The organism is Caballeronia grimmiae, from assembly GCF_000698555.1.
Taxonomy (GTDB): Bacteria; Pseudomonadota; Gammaproteobacteria; order Burkholderiales; family Burkholderiaceae; genus Caballeronia; species Caballeronia grimmiae.
In genome coordinates this window covers 90,598-106,360 of record NZ_JFHE01000013.1, presented here as the reverse complement: position 1 = coordinate 106,360, position 15,763 = coordinate 90,598, and the positions used below count along the sequence as shown (strand labels likewise).

Genomic DNA, 15,763 nt, shown 5'->3' with positions numbered 1-15,763 from the left:
TTCTACTCCGCCCGAGGTTCTATTCGTTCGACCCATTTCTCGTAAGCTCGTAAGTCAATAAAAATGCCGCCGTCCGGCGAGCGGCGATACTCGCGTCCAGCGAGCCACTTGCCGTCCTCGATCTTGCGGCGGATCGCTTTCTCGCTCAGTCCCGTCATCTCGGCCGCCCGTGCGATGGTCACGTAGTGAACGGGCGGCAGCGGGGCAGGGGGCGTGATCATCGTTAGTGATCCTCTGTGATGACTGGACCTCTGTGCGATGGATTCGCGTCACTGCGGCTGTTGGCGTTCTCTCTCTGGTTCAAACGCAGGTCGACGATACCGTTGCGTGCCGTGAACATCCACTCGTGGGTGTCGAATGGGTGCAGGTTCGGGCGTAGGTGTCGCTTTTGGGTCTGCGGGGCGAACATGCGGCTTGATTTCAGCGCCGGCGTGAGCGGGACCGCTGCAAGTAGCCCACGCCCGCCTCGAGCCGTTTCAGGTCCTGCTGGAACTTGCGCAAACTGCGCCAGTCTGAACTGGTGGACGAGACGATGACGAAGTCGCCGGTGCCCCGGTGACGCACGCGTACATGATGGTCAGTGCGGCTGACTTCGAGCGACGGATGACACGCGAGCAGCTTGCGTACGTTCTTGTCGGAGACAGGGCACTTCACGTCTGCTCCCGGTCGAAATCGCCTGCGGCCAGTGGACTCATTGCGGCTTGCCGGATATGGCGTGTACTTCGATAACATGAACCCCGACATCGTCGAACATCCGGGTGAGCAAGTGCTTCACTCCGAAATCCTGTACCTCGCGCCGCATGCTGTCGAACGCGGCTTGAACTTGGTCGGGCATCCGAGCGTCGGCGGCGGCCGTGTGAAGGCAGTCGATGACGCACGCGGCGCCGTAATAGAACAGGGTCCGCGCGAGGTCATGCTGCTCCGGCGGGATCGGTTGATGATGATCGTAGTGAGCGAACTCGTCGGCCAGTGTCGATAGGGGTTGCATTTCGTACTCCTTCGAATAACTGCGGTCATTGGGCGCTGACCACGACGCGCTTGCATTCCACGCCGGCTCAAGTCGCGTCGTCGTGCGACGCTCTGTGACGAGAGAGAAATCCCACAGCGTGCACGATCGATCTGGTCGGACAAGGGTTTTACCGATTGGGCAACATCTGGAGTCAACGCGAGTCGCCGCCTTCCCCGCCTTATTCCATTAGGTCGAAATTATTCTCTAAGGCGGCTTAGTCACATGATCCGCACAATCGATGAGTTAATCGACCGTATTGCTGGGGAACTGGTGTGGCGGCGAAGAGAACTAACGGACATGCGCGCCCTCGTGTGACGACGAATTCGATATCCCGTGCAAGGCAGGCGGCGCAGTGTCTCTTCGTTCACCGGACGGCCACGCGCGCCCGTCACCAGCGCGCAGATGTCCGGCGCCGAGGTGACAGCGCGATGCATCGAAGGCGCTGGTTGATGCCGCGAAGGGACTGGCCAATGCGGTGTCCTCGAGCGCGAGTGCGGCGGAAATGCCCGCGGCAGCCGTGACCACTGGACGGGTGCCAAAAGCCGTGACGTCAGGGAACGCGAAGTCGGCCGCCGCTGCGCTGGTGATGATGGGCTGGTCGCGCGAACAGGCAGCGGGTATCGCGGCCAATCTCGCCATCGAAGCGGGCTGCGACCGGACATCGTCGGCGACAACGGCGCGGCTCATGGCATCGGGCAGTGGCACGCCGACCGGTAGGCGGAGTTCAAGCGCGTGTTCGGTCACGACATTCGCGGCTTGACGGTGGCCGAGCAACTACACTTCGTGAACTACGAGCTCACGCGCGGGCGCGGGCGCGAACAGGCGGCAGGTCGGGCGCTGCGCCAGGCGAAAAGCGCGGGCGAGGCGGGCGCGATCGTGTCGGCGAAGTACGAACGCCCGTTGAAAGTGCAGGAGGAGATGGCCAAACGCCCGACGGCGGCCACGGCGTTGTACGGCTCCCCTGGACCGGACTACCCTGCATCGAGCGCCGCGCCGATTATGGCTGCCGCATATCAAGCAAACGCGGGCGGATCGTCATCGGTCAGCAATAGCCACAACCGCGTGGAGACCCACATCGGTACCGTGAATGTCTATGGTGCCGGCACAGGGGACGGACACGCAGTCGTGGCTGGCATGCGCGATGAACTGAGCAGCAACGGACTCATCGCGCGAGCCACGTGGGGGATGACTTAGCTTACTGACCGAAGCGCACGTTCGCGTCAAACATGCTGATCAGTGAAGGGTATCCGCCGCTGCCACAGACCTCAATGTCTATAAAGTAGCTTCGTCCAACGCGGATGAAGTTGCTCGCAGCAGATCGACCTGCGTTTGACATTCCGGCAAGTCCGGTCGGGATCGACCATTGATTTCCCCGGGAATCGGTGAATCGAAAACTCTCAAGGGTCGTGCCGCTTTGCGAGAATTGCACGCCCTCAACTCTTACCTGCCCGAAACGGCGCTCGCAACCCTCGGACGTAGTTTGATCAGGATTGATCAGGCCGGCCGTGATTTCGGCTGTCGGCTTGCCGGGAACAGTGATGTATCGATAGACGAGTTGCATCGACGGCTGAACAGCATTCGCCGTCATCTGAACTGCGGCCAGCATTGCCGCGAGCATAAGGACCTTGATTTTCATTTAATACCTCTGGAACGTGACGCCGCATCTTAACGCCGCGATCCGCTTCTTCATCTCAATAACGACGGCGCCAATGTGCCGCTGATTCCGTTTCCCAATGTGCCGCCCGTCGCGGGCGTGCCGGACCTCAACCGCCTGCCGATGGCCGTGGGCGTGCTCACCGGCGTGACGCAGGCGCTGCAGGGCATCGACTAGTTCGACTTCCTCGGTGACCGGCCGCAGTGGATCCTGTGCGATGACGAAGGCAATGCGATCGTCACGCCCGACACGGTGGTCGATATTGGTTATCGCGGTGAGCAACGCGTGGCGTCCTACCCGGTCGAGCAGGGCTCGTTCGCTTCATACAACAAGGTGGCCCAACCCCAGGAGCTGACCCTGCGCTTGGCGTGCGGCGGGTGCAACATGAGCCGCGACGCCTTCTTGCTGCGACTGCACGGTCTCCTGGGCTCGCTGACGCTCGTCAATGTCACGACGCCCGATGAGACCTATCGCGGGTATAACCTCTCGATCGCCTCGACTACCAGGGCGAAGTTCCGCAGGCTTGTCGCTGATCGTGGCGGAAATTTCCCTGTCCGAAATCCGCACGAGCGCGACGGCTTCATACTCGAACACCGCCCAACCGTCCGGCAGCGATCCGCAGAGCCAGGGATGGGTTTGCACGGTAGCGAACCTGCCGGCGCCCACCAACCAGTTGACGCCGTTGCAGGAAGCGATGAAGCGCGTCACCGACAGCTATGCGAACGCGCAGCAGTCTGTTGCGCAGATCCAGCGCACCATCACGACGCAGATCACGCAGGACCTGTCGGGTGTAGCGACGTCCTTGAAGACTGCCGTGCCTGGTGTGTTCGCCTGATGTTGACGATTCCGCTCGCGGCCACGCCGTCCCAGCGCCTGTCGGTGGCGCTGGCGCAGCAGTCCTGCGGCCTTGCTGTCTATCAGAAGCACACTGGCCTGTACCTCGACCTGTACGTCGCTGGCCATCTGGTCATGGCAGGCGCCCTGTGTCGCAACCTCGTCTATCTGGTGCGTGCGGCGTATCTAGACTTTGTCGGCGATCTGGCGTTCGTCGATACCGCCGGCGACGACGATCCCGAGTACAGCGGACTGGGCACCCGCTGCCAGTTGCTGTACTTCGAGCTAATTCGGTAGGCGGCCGATGCACGTCAACGATCGTTGAGGACTGTCTCCCAAAGATGTCGGGCGACGCGGTCAAAGTCGATCGCATTGAAGATGAGTTTGGCTTGCCGTGCACCTACCCCGTCGCACTTCGCCTGAAAGATCAGGCTTGCGGCATGCGCGTCGTCGCGCAGCGCCGTGCTTAAGCGTCTGAGTCTGTCTTCACGACTACCTGCGCCAATCATTATCGCCGCCGTGAAATGCCGCCATGTCCAGGTTTGATGATCGTTGCCGTTGCCGACCGGCACGACGCAATCGGGAATCGCCTCGCATACGGCTTCCGTTATCTGTTGGCGGAACCAATCGGCATGGCTGCCTTCCAGCAATTCATGAAGGCGGGCGTTTGCAGCGGCGAACATACCCGTTTGTTGATGAGCGGACTTGGTCGTTTTGCGGTGCCCCTGCTCGGTGATGATGACGAGTTGAACGGTTATTCACTCAGTCATCCAACGCGGCGTCATTGCGCCATCGCTAAGGCCTGCGATTCGTAAGGAGCACTCATGCCGTTCGCCCGGCGTCGGATCGATGTGACCTTCGCCCTGGCGAGGACGACCTTCCCCGATGGCTCGCAAATCCTTGATCTCACCGGCCATCGCGCGCAGGTCAGCCTCGCGAACAACGGCGGCGGATTGGCATTGCCGACGCTCTCGCTGCGCATCTATGGCATGAAGCTCGCGGATATGGGCGTGCTCGCGACGCGGGGCCTGACGGGCTTGGCCGTCAACGGCGATCAGGTGACGATCGCGGCAGGCGCTGCGGACACCGCGGGCAACGGGCTGATGAACACCATCTTTGTCGGCACAATCTATTCGGCGATCCCGGACTTCGGCGGCAGCCCCGAAGTGTCGTTCGTGGTCAATGCATCGAGCGGTTTCTTGCAGCGCATTCAGGCAGCGCCGCCTAACACGTATCCTGGCCCGCAGGGTGTCGCGAGCATCATAGGCGGGCTGGCCAAGCAGGCGGGTCATGCGTTCCAGAATCACGGTGTGACTGCGAAGATCTCACGAATCAATTTCTTGGAGGGTCTTCCGTCGGTGGAAACGGATGCCTTTATGGTATTTGTGGCGGCATGAATCACGCCATTGGCGGGCAGACTGCAATCGAGGTCGGGGTCGGGGTTGGTGGAGTGGCTAGAACACCGAGCCCTGACGGTAATGCGGGTGGTGGCTATAGCTTTCCTATTTTCACGATTCCTGGATTTGGGGCAAAGAATGCAAAGCATTAAGAAAGAACATCGGAAGAAGGTCTGGGGATGTTTCGTGTTTGTGTTTGGAGTGACGATAATAATCGTTGCTGGTTTGAAAAATCCGTCGAAGGCGGATAGCGAAGCCCGCTTGGCTGTGATGACTGCGGATATGCATAACGCACGGTAGCAGGGGGTAGTATTCAGTCCACATACTCCAATGCTAAATTCGGTGGGGCGCTACTGATTACGAACATACATGCTGCGTCGTGGAAGCAGAACCTAGCCGAAAACTATCGAGACATTTTGATAAGTCGTGGTTGGCGGCAACAGAAATCGTCCATAGATAAAAGCACGGTACTGTGTAAAGACGGAGTTCTTGCACGGATAGATGTCGCTCCAGAGATTGATGCGACGCGTGGTCCTGCCCAGTTGGTGTATGGCTTCTCGATGTCTTACAACTTGCGTACACGCAAGATCTGCTCAGGATAGTTGACCGGTTCAATCGGCAGTTGCATCCGGATGAGAAGAAGCTGGCGAAGCAACTCGCGCAGAAGAGTGGCGGCAAATATACCGAGGAGCAGATTGAGGATTAGATGAGGAACATGGGAGGTTTGATCGATGGTGACCGTGAATCGGGCGCACCTGCTACGCTGATTGGAGCGAGCCCAAGTGATTCGGGCGCCAAGTGGCAGTACGCGGGCGTAACGGACGACGGCAAGCCGATCCAGACGCAGATTACCGCGCAGACGAATCCTGAGTTGCACAATTACATTCTAGCCAACTCGGCATCTGCACAGGGCGGCGTTCCGAACATCGTGTATGACCAGACCGGAAAGAAGGGCTTCAGTATCGACGTGACAGGGCCGTTCACAAAGTTCGATAAGTCGGATGCGGATTACATGCGCAACACGGTTGCGGACGTAGCGTCGGCCACATTAACCAATGCGGGACGATTCAGCGCTGCCGCTGCCGCTATGGCGACAGTTCCTTCGCCATATTCAGCGGGATTCTCTGCGGCGGCGTATGTAGCCACCGTGGCAGGATTTGCGGCTGATGGCATCGCGCAAACGGTGAATCCAAACGTGGGTCAATACGCCGTATCGGGTGTTACCGGGCTGATCGCTGGCCACGTGTCGGATCGAGTTCCCGCTCTTGGACCCGCGATTAACGAGACTGCGAACGCGCTTAACAACAGCAGTGCAGCCCAGCAGGCGCAGAGCTCTTCGAATAGCTATTGGGCTAACTTCATTAATCATTGGAGCGGTAAGCGATGAGAATTCGGTTCATAGAAGATGGCAACTTTTCGCGGTGGGTGCGGACCGGTCTACTTGTTGTTGGAATCCTGGTTATGTACGTTGCTTACAAGTACATTCCGCCTGCACCTTTCGGAGGTTTCGTGCTGCTCGTAGGACTCGGCATCGCAGCCTTGGGCGGATATGCAAGCAGAGCCCATATGCTCAAGATTAGGCCTTTCGATAACAGCTACAAAAAGGCTCGCAAGAGCTACGAGATGAAAGACGAAGAACAGGACAAATCTTGAAGCAATACACCTAGCCATCGAGCTGGGTCGTCGTTTGTAGCATCGTTCAGACTGGCATCGCGATGAGCGTTCTCTCGACAACCTGGACGACACGCGGTCACAGGATCCTGCCCGGCGTCTTCGGGCCATCGCCCGGTGAGCCGGAGCTCGGACACGCACAGACCAGTGTGAGTTGCAACGCACGGGCGTTTGAGCAGGAGCGAGATTTAGTGAATGGCTCGACCACCGTATCGAGACCGTGATTCTTAGTAGGTAGCATGAGAAACAGGAAAAGGCTGGCGGCTTTGCCGCTCACAGCCGTGGTCACACTCGCCGTCCACGCGCAACAAGCGCCGACGCCCGCCGATCAAGCTGCTTCCGCACGCGCCAACGCCGAGCAGAATCAGCAGATTCAGCAGCAACGCGAAGCGCAGCAGCGAGAGGCAGCGGTCCAAGCGCCGACAGTACGTTCGACGGTTCCAACAGCCGGGGTCTATCCCGACCTGCCGAACGAATCGCCGTGCTTTCGGATCGGCACGTTCGCGCTCGATGCGCCGGCAACGTTACCCGAAGCGGTGCGCGACAAAGGCGCATCGTCACTGCCGATGGACCCGTTCGCCTTCGCGCGCGAATGGCTCGATCACTACAAGGGGCAATGCGTCGGCAAGGACGGCGTGAATCTGATCACAATGGGCCTTCAGCAAGCAATCCTCAGCCGCGGTCTAGTGACGACGCGCGTGCTGCTGCCCGAACAAGACCTGTCGAGCGGCACGCTCAAGGTTGCGCTGGTGCCCGGGCTCATCCGCGAAGTGCGGTTCGCCGATCCCGTCTCATGGGGCACATGGAAAACCGCCTTCCCCGCGAGCCCCGGGGACGTGCTGAACCTGCGCGACCTCGAGCAAGGCCTCGAACAGATGAAGCGCGTCGCCAGCCAGGACGTCGCGATGAAGATCGAGCCCACCAGCGTGCCCGGCGAAAGCGATGTCGTGCTCACGCTGAAGCGTGCAAAGCCGTGGAGCCTCGTCGCATCGGTCGACAACTCCGGCAGCCGCGCGACCGGCAAGCTGCAAGGCAACGTCAGTCTTGGCATCGACAACCTGCTCGGGTTGAACGACATCCTGACGCTTGGCGCCAGCCAAGACCTGTACTTCAAGGACAAGGCGCTCGGCTCGCACGGCTTCAACGGCTCATATTCGATGCCGTGGGGCTACTGGACGGCGACGCTGTTCGGCAATACGAACACGTACTACCAGCAGATCGCGGGCGTGAACCAGACCTTCGTGTCGAGCGGCAATTCGCAGTCGGCCGGGCTGAAGCTCGCCCGCGTACTGCGCCGTGACCAGAACGATGTGTTCGGCGGCTACGTACAATTGTCGAAGCGCTTCGGCGCGAGCTTCATCGACGACACCGAAATCACGCTGCAACACCGCAACAACACGTTCTTCGAAGCGGGCCTGACCGATCGACATTACTTCGGCGGTGCGCAGTTCGATGGGACGCTGGCGTATCGGCAAGGCATGGGCGGGCTTGGCGCGACGCTCGATCCGGCGTCGCCGCCCGACGATGGCGTCATCGCGCCCACGCCCGCAACTAAACCGAGCGGCCCGACGTATCGTTTCCGCATGGCCGTGTTCGACGCGAATCTGTCGGTGCCGTTCGCGGTCGCGTCGCAGGCGCTGCGCTACGTCACGACGTTCCACGGCCAATACACGAACGATACGTTGTTCTACGTCGACGACTTGACGATCGGCAGCCGCTACACGGTGCGGGGCTTCGATGGCGAGCAGATGCTGGCGGGCGAAAAAGGTTTCTACTGGCGCAACGAGTTGCAGGCGCCGATCGGCAAGACCGGGCAGTCGCTCTATGCCGGCATCGACTACGGCCGCGTGTTCGGGCCGAACACCGCGTTCCTGGCGGGCACGCAATTGGTCGGTGCGGTCGTCGGTGTACGCGGGGGCATCCCGGGCAAGTATGCCGGACTGAGCTACGACGTATTCGCGGGGACGCCGATCTACAAGCCATCGGCGTTTGCGACTTCCCGCGTGACCGTCGGTTTCCAGGTGACGGCGCAACTTTGAGGAAGGCCGCCTAGAAGGCGCGATGGAGCAGCGTCAACGCACAACGAAAAATGGCCGGCGATAGGCGTCGAGTGAAAACCGGGGCATATCCACGCGGGCATGGTTTGAAGCGCCATGCCGCGCCCGCAACCTTCAGGCGGTCTCCGCTAGTCGAACGTCCCTTGTTTCACCGCTAAAACCGCTTGTACGTCACCAGCGCAATTCAGTCGCACGCAAGCGCCGCCAGATGACGAGCCTCCGCTTTTGCGCCGCATCGACCGAGCGGGGCTGCTCGATATGAGCAATGACCGGCCGATGCGTCTCGCTCACACTTGTCCTGTTTCTTGGTGCAAAGCCTAAAACTACTCCGCAAATTCTGTTGTCTAGCCTCTGGCACATTCCAGCCATAGCTTTGCACCAGCGTGTGAAAGCCAGCCGCGCACTCCATGACGATCGCCCCCACCCCCGCAAAGCCCACGATCTACCCGAGCAACCCAAGCTGCCCCACATTCGTAACGGCCTTCACCGGCACACGCCGCCGCATCCCCACCCGCTTCTCCGAAACCACAACCGCTTCCTGCACCACGAGACTAAACGACGGCCGCGCATCACACGCGATCCACTCAAGCTGCCCCGACGCGATCCGCCTGGCAATCAATGCATAAACATCCGCATCGAAGGGCCGCAGCTCGGGCGCATCAGCGAGCACCGCAGCAATTCCATCACGCGCGCCGCACGTACCCAGGTAACACCATCGATCGATCACATGCCAGGCCTCGCCTCCCGTGCCCGCATCGTACTCGGCGATCGCAACCGGCCCCTCATGCGGCCACCGCACCACGCGCGCGTGTTCCAGCGCAACCAGCGCCCGCGCCGCGTGATCCGCAAGCGATTCCGCACCGGCACACGCGCCCAGACAACGCCTCACCTGATACCCGAAGCACCCGCGCAGTTTCCCCGGCGGCGCTTTCTCGATGCCCAGCGTCGCCGGACACAGCTTGTGTTCATCGGCGAGATGACGCATGAACGCATGCGCCTTCGCACGCGACGAAAACACGCCAAACAAATGCGGCTCGCGCGACAAATCCCGCTTGCTGGCACGCAACAGCGTCGGCGCGGGCGCACCCGGCAGCCATTGCCACGCGCACGTCGCCGCTGCGCGCTTCAGCAGCCGGTTGTGTACCGGCTGCAACTCCTTCACGAGCTTCGCTTCCAGCAACAACGCGCCAAGTTCCCCGACCGTCTCGCGATAATCGATCCGCCGTATCGCCTGCGATATCGACAAATCTTTCGCCAGCCGATGATCGCCGGAAAAATGCGCCCCCACACGCTGCTTCAGGTTGATGCTCTTGCCGACGTAAAGTGGCACGTCGTCATCGCCATGAAAGAGATACACGCCGGGCGATGACGGCAGCGCATCCAGCGCGCCTTCGGGCAGCGCGGCAGGCAGACTCGCGCGCCTGACGAGCGCCTTCACGGCGGCATCGACGAGTTCCTGCGAATAAAGCTCGTGGATCTTCTGCCAGAACTGCCAGAGCAAATCAGCATCCGCCAGCGCGCGGTGGCGTCCTTGCGGCGCGAGATCCAGCCGCGCGATCAGCGCGTCCAGCCCATGCCGCTCGACAGAGGGAAACAGCGCGCGCGACAGCCGCACCGTGCAAAGCGTATCCGCGCGAAACGCGATGCCCGCGCGGCGAAACTCGTTCTTCAGAAAGCCGTAATCGAAACGCGCGTTGTGCGCGACGAAAAGCTTGCCGTGCAGCCGCTCGGCAAGCGCGGGCGCGAGCGATTCGAAACTCGGCTGGCCGCGCAGCATCGCATCGTCGATGCCGGTCAGACGCGCGACGAACGGCGGCACCGGCAGGCCCGGATCGACGAGCACGCTCCAGCGCTCGATGCCGGCCGTGCTCGCTTCTACCACGCCGATCTCGGTGATGCGATCGGCGGTTGCGTCGCTGCCGGTCGTCTCCAGATCGACGAAAACGATCGGGCGCGCGAGACCGGCGAGCAGGGCATCGGCGAGGGAATCTTCTTGCATGAACGGCGACGGAGGCATAAAACGCGAATGAGCGCCGAGTCTAGCGCGAAATGCAAAAGCGCATGCGTCGCTCAAGCGCAGGTCCGTGCCTGCCGTTAATCCGATTTGAGCAAGCGCGCTGCGATGCGCCGGCGTGATCGCTACAATGGCGGCCTGGTTTCTGTTTTTTAGGTATATCGACATGACTTACTGCGTGGGCATGTGCGTGGACGAGGGCCTCGTGTTCCTGTCGGACACGCGCACCAACGCGGGCGTTGACCACGTCAGCGCCGCTCGCAAGATGGCCGTTTTCGAACAGCCCGGGGAACGCGTCATCGTGCTGCTCGCAGCCGGCAATCTCGCGCTGACGCAGGCCGTCACGCAACTGCTCGCCGAACCCGCCGGCCCCGACGCGCCGACGCTCTACAACTGCGCAACGATGGCCGAGGCCGCGCGCATCGTCGGCGACGCGGTGCGCGAGGTGCATCGGCGCGACGCGATGTCGCTCGCGGAATTCAGCGTCGACTTCAATTGCAGCTTCATTCTGGGCGGGCAGATCGAAGGGCAGGGCCCGCGCATGTTCATGGTCTACGCGGCGGGCAATTTCATCGAATCGACGCGCGTCTCGCCGTATTTCCAGATCGGCGAATCGAAGTACGGCAAGCCGATCATCGATCGCGTCATCACGCCTGCCTCCCCGCTCGACGAAGCCGCCAAATGCGCGCTCATCTCGATGGACTCGACGCTGCGCTCGAACCTCTCCGTCGGTTTGCCGCTCGATCTGCTGGTCTACGAAAAGGATTCGCTGCGGGTCACGCGCTTCGCCACGCTCGACAACAACAGCGCCTATTACCAGATGATCAACCGGAGCTGGGGCGAGCGTCTGCGGCAGCTTTTCGGGGAAATTCCGAACCCGTCGTGGACCGATCTCGCCGACGTGCCGCTGCGTCCGCGCGAGACGCGCGCAACGGTGCCGCGGCTCGTCATCGGCGATGTGCCGCCCGGCGGGTCGGACGCGCCCGCGCAGACGCTCGCGCAGGACGTCGAGGCAGCGGGCAACGCGCCGCAAGATTGAGTCGGTCTAGTGCGCCTCGTCCGCGCATTGCAGCGGCTGGCCGATGCGCTCCCTGATCGCCTGCATCGTGCGCGGCGAATCCACCAGCACGGCGTCGATGCCGAGACACGCGGCGGCGCGATAAGCCTCCGCATCGTCGACGCCGATTGCCATCACATGGGCATCGCCGCGCGCGCGGAAGCAGGTCATCGCTTGCGGCGTCCATAGCTTCGCGTTCACCGCTGAACGCGCTTCGCCCAGCGTGAACGTCTCGACCAGTTCCATCTTTCTCGACCACTCGAACGCTGCCCACGCACCGGGCGGCGGCGGGCTGCAATCATGCGCCAGCGCGACATTCGCAAGCCGGCCACGAGTCGCATCGCGCGATTCGAACAGGCGCGCGCGGATAGGCCGCGAACGCGGTCTGATACGCGGCATCGGTCGAATAGAGCAGCGTGCGATCCCAGGCGTTCGCCTCGTCGAGCACGCGGGCCACGGCTGCCGCCTGACGGTCGGCCGGCAGCGCTTTCATGTCGAGCATCACGGGAATCGACGGCGGAATGGCGTTGAGCGCCTCCGCGAGCGTCGGAACTCGCAGCGGATGCGCGCGATACGGAAACATCGTCGCGCCGTTGGCCTCGGTGCTCGCGAAGTTGAAGCCGGCGTTCAGCTGGGCGAGTGCCGCGAACTCCATGTTCGCGACCGTGCCTCGGCCGTCCGTGTTCGCCGATAAATCCGCCGGGCGATACAGCACCGGCACGCCATCGCGCGTCAGTTGGACGGACAGCCAGATTGCGTCCGCCTGGTGTTCCAGCGCGCCGCTGATCGCAAGCAAGGTGTTCTCGGGGAAATCGGCCGTGCCGCCGCGATGCGCGACGATCATCGGCAAGGACCGTGCAGCGTCGACATGACGCGGGAGCGCCTGGGACGCGCAGCCGGACATGAGTGCGGCAATGGCGCAAAGCCAGAGCGAAGCAAGCGCACGTGAGGTCATCCAAAGCACTCCGCAGGACGGTATCGAGCGAGCCATTTTGCATTCACTCGCGCGGCTGAACTCGCCTGATCGGTTGCAAGCGGCAATTCATCGCGGCTCAAACGGTAAACGCAAAAAAAACAGCCATCGGAAACCGATGGCTGTTCGAGATGCTGCTGTCCGCCGACGCGGCACTCGCGTGCCACGTCTGCCGGTTGTCAGTTCTTATTAGAACTTGTGGCGCAGGCCGATCAGGACGAGTTCCTGGTGGCTGCGGCCGCTGTCGAAGCCGAAGTCGCTGATCGAAGCCGTCGCGCCGACCGTCGACGACGTGCCGTCGGCGTTTGTCACGCGCTGCGTGCCGCTTGCGTGCTGGTACGCGCCGACAGCGTAGACGTCGGTGCGCTTCGACAGGGCGTAGTCGGCGCCCAGGCTGACCTGGTGGTAGTTCGCCGACGTGTCGCCGCTTGCGTGCGTGTACGTGTAGCCGAGGCCCAGCAGGGTAGCCGGCGTCAGCTGGAAGTTCACGAACGCGTTGCCGACGTTGAACTTCTCTTGCTCCTGGAACAGCGAGTTGCCGTCGTTCTTGTACTGCGCGAAGCTGTACGACGCGCCAACCGTGAACGGACCGAAGGCGTACTGGCCGGCGCCGCGTGCGATGCCGATTGCGTGTGCCGTCGAGTAGCCGCTGTTGATCACGCTGTTGAACAGCGAATCCGACGACGGGCTGTTCCAGCCGGTCGCGCGGTTTGCGCTCGGGTTGTTCACGTACAGGTAGCTGCCGGCCACGCCGAGGGGACCGTTGTTATACGTGACCGCGCCGCCCCAGGTCTGGCCCTGGCCGGTCGTGCCCGCCAGGTTGCTGAAACCGTAGATGCCTTCGAACTGGAAGCCCGAGAACACCGGCGAAACGTACTTGACAGCGTTGCTCACGCGCAGGCTGTTGTCGTAGTTGTCGACGTCGCCCGGGGTTGCGAACGCTGCGCCCCAGTAGTTGTCAGCCGTGAGGCCTTGAACCATGTCGACCGACGGGTCATATTGACGACCCAGCGTGACCGTACCCCACTGGTTGCCGCTCAAACCGACGAATGCCTGACGGCCGAATTCGCGGCCACCCTGGTTCAGACGGCCCGTGCCCGGATCGAAGCCGCTTTCCAACTGGAACAGCGCCTTCAGACCGCCGCCCAGATCTTCCTGACCCTTCAAGCCCCAGCGCGGACCGGACAGCGTGCCGTTGACCATACCGAACAGGTGGTCGCCAGCCGCATTGGCGTGGCTCACATAGGCCAGGCCGGTATCGATCACGCCATACAGCGTCACGCTCGTTTGTGCCTGTGCTGCGCCAGCTGCGCCGAGCAAGGCCAGCGAGAGGGACGTCAGTGCGAATCGTTTCATCGAATTCTCCACGCGAATGATTAATATCGTTGTTACCGGCGCAGAGAATAACGCAACGTTTCGTAACTTAAAAAACGAAAAAAATAGAGTGTCTCGAAAAACACACACAGTAGCCGAACGCCCGCCCACGCACGTTCTGCGGCAATTCGGCAGTTGTTTTCGCGACGACAGTGCTGCTCATTGAAAGTTCCGCAGGGAGTTTCCCCGAAGTTCGGGCGGTAGTTCTTCCCGACGGATTGGTTGCGATTTCGTTGATAAACGTCACGCGCACGATTCTCCTTAGGCGGCTCGTCAATCCCTGCGAGACGAATCGTGCTTCGAGAGCAACGCCACCGCCATGCCCGCGCTTGCCGCAACGAACACCGCGCGCCACGGATGCCGTTTCACGGCGGCGTTCGCGTGCGAAGCCTTGCGGCCCGCGCCGACCATCGCGACGGCGGTTGCACGCGTGGCCGTCGATTCCGCCCGAGCGATCGTGCGTGACAACGCGAGTGCCCGCGTCACCGCCGATGCCTTATCAGGGCGGGGCCCCAGCGCGCCGGTATCTGTGGCGGCGGCAGGAAGCGCGATGGGACGCGGGGCGGCATCGCCGGAAGTCGCTGAAGTAACCTGAGCCGCTGGCATGCCGACGCGCGTCGAGCCGGCGAGCATCGAGCCGATTTTCGCGCGGCTGCCGGGCGGAACGCGCCCGCCGCTCTGCACGCCGCCGGGGCCGCGCGGATCGTGCATCCGCGCGCGCGCCGCCGAGAACTCCGCGCCCAGCAGCAGAACGGCCGCCGAAAAGTAAAGCCACATGAGCAGCACCGCGAGCGATCCCGCCGCGCCGAACGCGCTGGCCGTGCCCGCGTGCGTCAGATAGAACGCGAACAGCTTCTTTCCCGCGGAAAACAGCAGCGCCGCGACGAGCCCGCCGACGAGCGCATCGCGCCAATGGACCGGCGCGTCGGGCAGAAACTTCAGCAGCGCGCCGAACGCGACCGTCAGAATCGCGAGCCCCACGACCAGTTGCACGATGTCGCCGATGATCACGAACGGCGAATCGCCCCACAGCCACATGCCGACCGCCTGAATCGCCGTATCGAGCACGAGCGAGACGATCAGCAGAAACGCGACGCCCAGCACGAGCCCGAACGACACGAGCCGCACGCGCACCATCGCCATGACGCTCGAGCGTTGCTCGCCCGTCAGCGGCCAGACGATGTTGAGCGCCGTGTTGAGCGATGAGAACGTCGCCGATGCGCCCACGGCCAGCAGCACGAACGAGATGATCGCGGCGATCCCCGTGCCGCCGCTGCGATGCGCGTTCTCGACGATGCTCTGCACGCCCGCCGCCGCCTGATCGCCGATCAGCCCGTTGACCTGATGAAACAACTGCCCGCGCGCCGCTTCAGGGCCGAAGACCCAGCCCGCGACGGCGATCACCATCACGAGCGTCGGTGCAAGCGAGAAGGCCGAATAAAACGCGATGCTCGCGGCCATCGCGGCGCAGCGGTTCTCGGAGAACTGCTTGAGCGCGTTCATCGCCCACGACGCGTCTTTCTTGACAGCTGCCTCTAATTTTTGCGTGGAAACGGAGCTCATCGTGGTCCTCTCGAGTGGATCGGATCGATCTCGGCGAGGGTTTGGCCTCGCGCGGGCGTCCGCTTGCGGTAATCGCACCCGATTGAGCAGGTTTCATTCCAATTCGAGCCGGCGCGGGCCTAAGCGTTTTCTTAAGTTCATTGTTATGATCCCGCCTTTG

17 protein-coding genes and 1 pseudogene are annotated in these 15,763 nt (G+C 62.2%); 8 read left to right on the top strand and 10 right to left on the bottom strand.

Going from position 1 to position 15,763, the window contains the following annotated elements:
- Positions 1-2 precede the first annotated feature (2 nt).
- The 4 genes from BG57_RS15805 to BG57_RS33795 all read right to left on the bottom strand — a co-directional run bounded on the left by BG57_RS15805 (position 3) and on the right by BG57_RS33795 (position 1,753).
- The gene (locus tag BG57_RS15805; protein WP_035966034.1) at positions 3-221 is read right to left on the bottom strand and encodes an excisionase; all 219 of its coding nucleotides are present in this window, start codon (positions 219-221) and stop codon (positions 3-5) included.
- 199 nt (positions 222-420) lie between these two features.
- Complete coding sequence (locus tag BG57_RS15795; protein ID WP_035966031.1) at positions 421-654, bottom strand: hypothetical protein; 234 nt, start codon at positions 652-654, stop codon at positions 421-423.
- Between the two features lie 37 nt (positions 655-691).
- Positions 692-988 carry a hypothetical protein gene (locus BG57_RS32600; protein ID WP_152562612.1) on the bottom strand — a complete coding sequence of 99 codons (297 nt, stop codon included), beginning with the start codon at positions 986-988 and terminating at the stop codon, positions 692-694.
- A 309-nt stretch (positions 989-1,297) separates the two neighbouring features.
- Positions 1,298-1,753: a hypothetical protein gene (locus tag BG57_RS33795; RefSeq protein WP_152562611.1), complete on the bottom strand. Its 456-nt coding sequence runs from the start codon at positions 1,751-1,753 to the stop codon at positions 1,298-1,300.
- On the opposite strand from BG57_RS33795, the gene BG57_RS15780 reads away from it, so the two are divergent.
- Positions 1,742-2,203 carry a phage tail tip lysozyme gene (locus tag BG57_RS15780; RefSeq protein WP_152562610.1) on the top strand — a complete coding sequence of 154 codons (462 nt, stop codon included), beginning with the start codon at positions 1,742-1,744 and terminating at the stop codon, positions 2,201-2,203. The two genes, BG57_RS33795 and BG57_RS15780, sit on opposite strands and share 12 nt — an antisense overlap.
- Position 2,204: 1 nt before the next feature.
- Here BG57_RS15780 and BG57_RS15775 read toward each other — a convergent pair whose 3' ends face one another.
- A complete protein-coding gene (locus BG57_RS15775) occupies positions 2,205-2,645 on the bottom strand; it encodes a hypothetical protein (protein WP_035966024.1) in 441 nt (146 codons plus the stop codon).
- 553 nt (positions 2,646-3,198) lie between these two features.
- Here BG57_RS15775 and BG57_RS15770 point away from each other — a divergent pair.
- Together BG57_RS15770 and BG57_RS15765 are read left to right on the top strand one after the other, a co-directional pair.
- A complete protein-coding gene (locus BG57_RS15770; protein ID WP_152562609.1) occupies positions 3,199-3,498 on the top strand; it encodes a hypothetical protein in 300 nt (99 codons plus the stop codon).
- On the top strand, positions 3,498-3,794 hold the full coding sequence (locus BG57_RS15765) for a phage baseplate plug family protein (protein ID WP_035966022.1): 297 nt from the start codon (positions 3,498-3,500) through the stop codon (positions 3,792-3,794). The genes BG57_RS15770 and BG57_RS15765 overlap by 1 nt, the downstream gene beginning before the upstream one ends.
- Positions 3,795-3,808: 14 nt before the next feature.
- Here BG57_RS15765 and BG57_RS15760 read toward each other — a convergent pair whose 3' ends face one another.
- Complete coding sequence (locus BG57_RS15760) at positions 3,809-4,180, bottom strand: hypothetical protein (RefSeq protein ID WP_035966021.1); 372 nt, start codon at positions 4,178-4,180, stop codon at positions 3,809-3,811.
- A 141-nt stretch (positions 4,181-4,321) separates the two neighbouring features.
- On the opposite strand from BG57_RS15760, the gene BG57_RS15755 reads away from it, so the two are divergent.
- The 4 genes from BG57_RS15755 to BG57_RS15735 all read left to right on the top strand — a co-directional run bounded on the left by BG57_RS15755 (position 4,322) and on the right by BG57_RS15735 (position 8,604).
- Entirely contained in the window at positions 4,322-4,894 is a 573-nt protein-coding gene (locus BG57_RS15755) for a hypothetical protein (RefSeq protein ID WP_035966019.1), read from the top strand.
- Positions 4,895-5,609: 715 nt separating this feature from the next.
- Entirely contained in the window at positions 5,610-6,281 is a 672-nt protein-coding gene (locus BG57_RS15745) for a hypothetical protein (RefSeq protein WP_152562608.1), read from the top strand.
- Positions 6,278-6,547, top strand: coding sequence for a hypothetical protein (locus BG57_RS15740; protein ID WP_035966016.1), 270 nt, complete (start codon positions 6,278-6,280; stop codon positions 6,545-6,547). Before BG57_RS15745 ends, BG57_RS15740 begins: the two co-directional genes overlap by 4 nt.
- Positions 6,548-6,804: 257 nt before the next feature.
- A complete protein-coding gene (locus tag BG57_RS15735) occupies positions 6,805-8,604 on the top strand; it encodes a ShlB/FhaC/HecB family hemolysin secretion/activation protein (protein ID WP_035966015.1) in 1,800 nt (599 codons plus the stop codon).
- A 460-nt stretch (positions 8,605-9,064) separates the two neighbouring features.
- On the opposite strand, the gene BG57_RS15730 is transcribed toward BG57_RS15735, so the two are convergent.
- Positions 9,065-10,621 carry a 3'-5' exonuclease family protein gene (locus tag BG57_RS15730; protein WP_229753850.1) on the bottom strand — a complete coding sequence of 519 codons (1,557 nt, stop codon included), beginning with the start codon at positions 10,619-10,621 and terminating at the stop codon, positions 9,065-9,067.
- Between the two features lie 181 nt (positions 10,622-10,802).
- Between BG57_RS15730 and BG57_RS15725 the strand changes: the two genes are divergently transcribed.
- On the top strand, positions 10,803-11,675 hold the full coding sequence (locus BG57_RS15725) for a proteasome-type protease (protein WP_035966014.1): 873 nt from the start codon (positions 10,803-10,805) through the stop codon (positions 11,673-11,675).
- Between the two features lie 6 nt (positions 11,676-11,681).
- Here BG57_RS15725 and BG57_RS15720 read toward each other — a convergent pair.
- The 3 genes and pseudogenes from BG57_RS15720 to BG57_RS15710 form a co-directional block, all read right to left on the bottom strand.
- Positions 11,682-12,648, bottom strand: a pseudogene (locus BG57_RS15720) (glycerophosphodiester phosphodiesterase family protein).
- A gap of 207 nt (positions 12,649-12,855) precedes the next feature.
- The gene (locus BG57_RS15715) at positions 12,856-14,022 is read right to left on the bottom strand and encodes a porin (protein ID WP_035966011.1); all 1,167 of its coding nucleotides are present in this window, start codon (positions 14,020-14,022) and stop codon (positions 12,856-12,858) included.
- A gap of 291 nt (positions 14,023-14,313) precedes the next feature.
- The gene (locus BG57_RS15710; RefSeq protein ID WP_035966010.1) at positions 14,314-15,603 is read right to left on the bottom strand and encodes a YihY/virulence factor BrkB family protein; all 1,290 of its coding nucleotides are present in this window, start codon (positions 15,601-15,603) and stop codon (positions 14,314-14,316) included.
- Between the last annotated feature and the right edge of the window lie 160 nt (positions 15,604-15,763).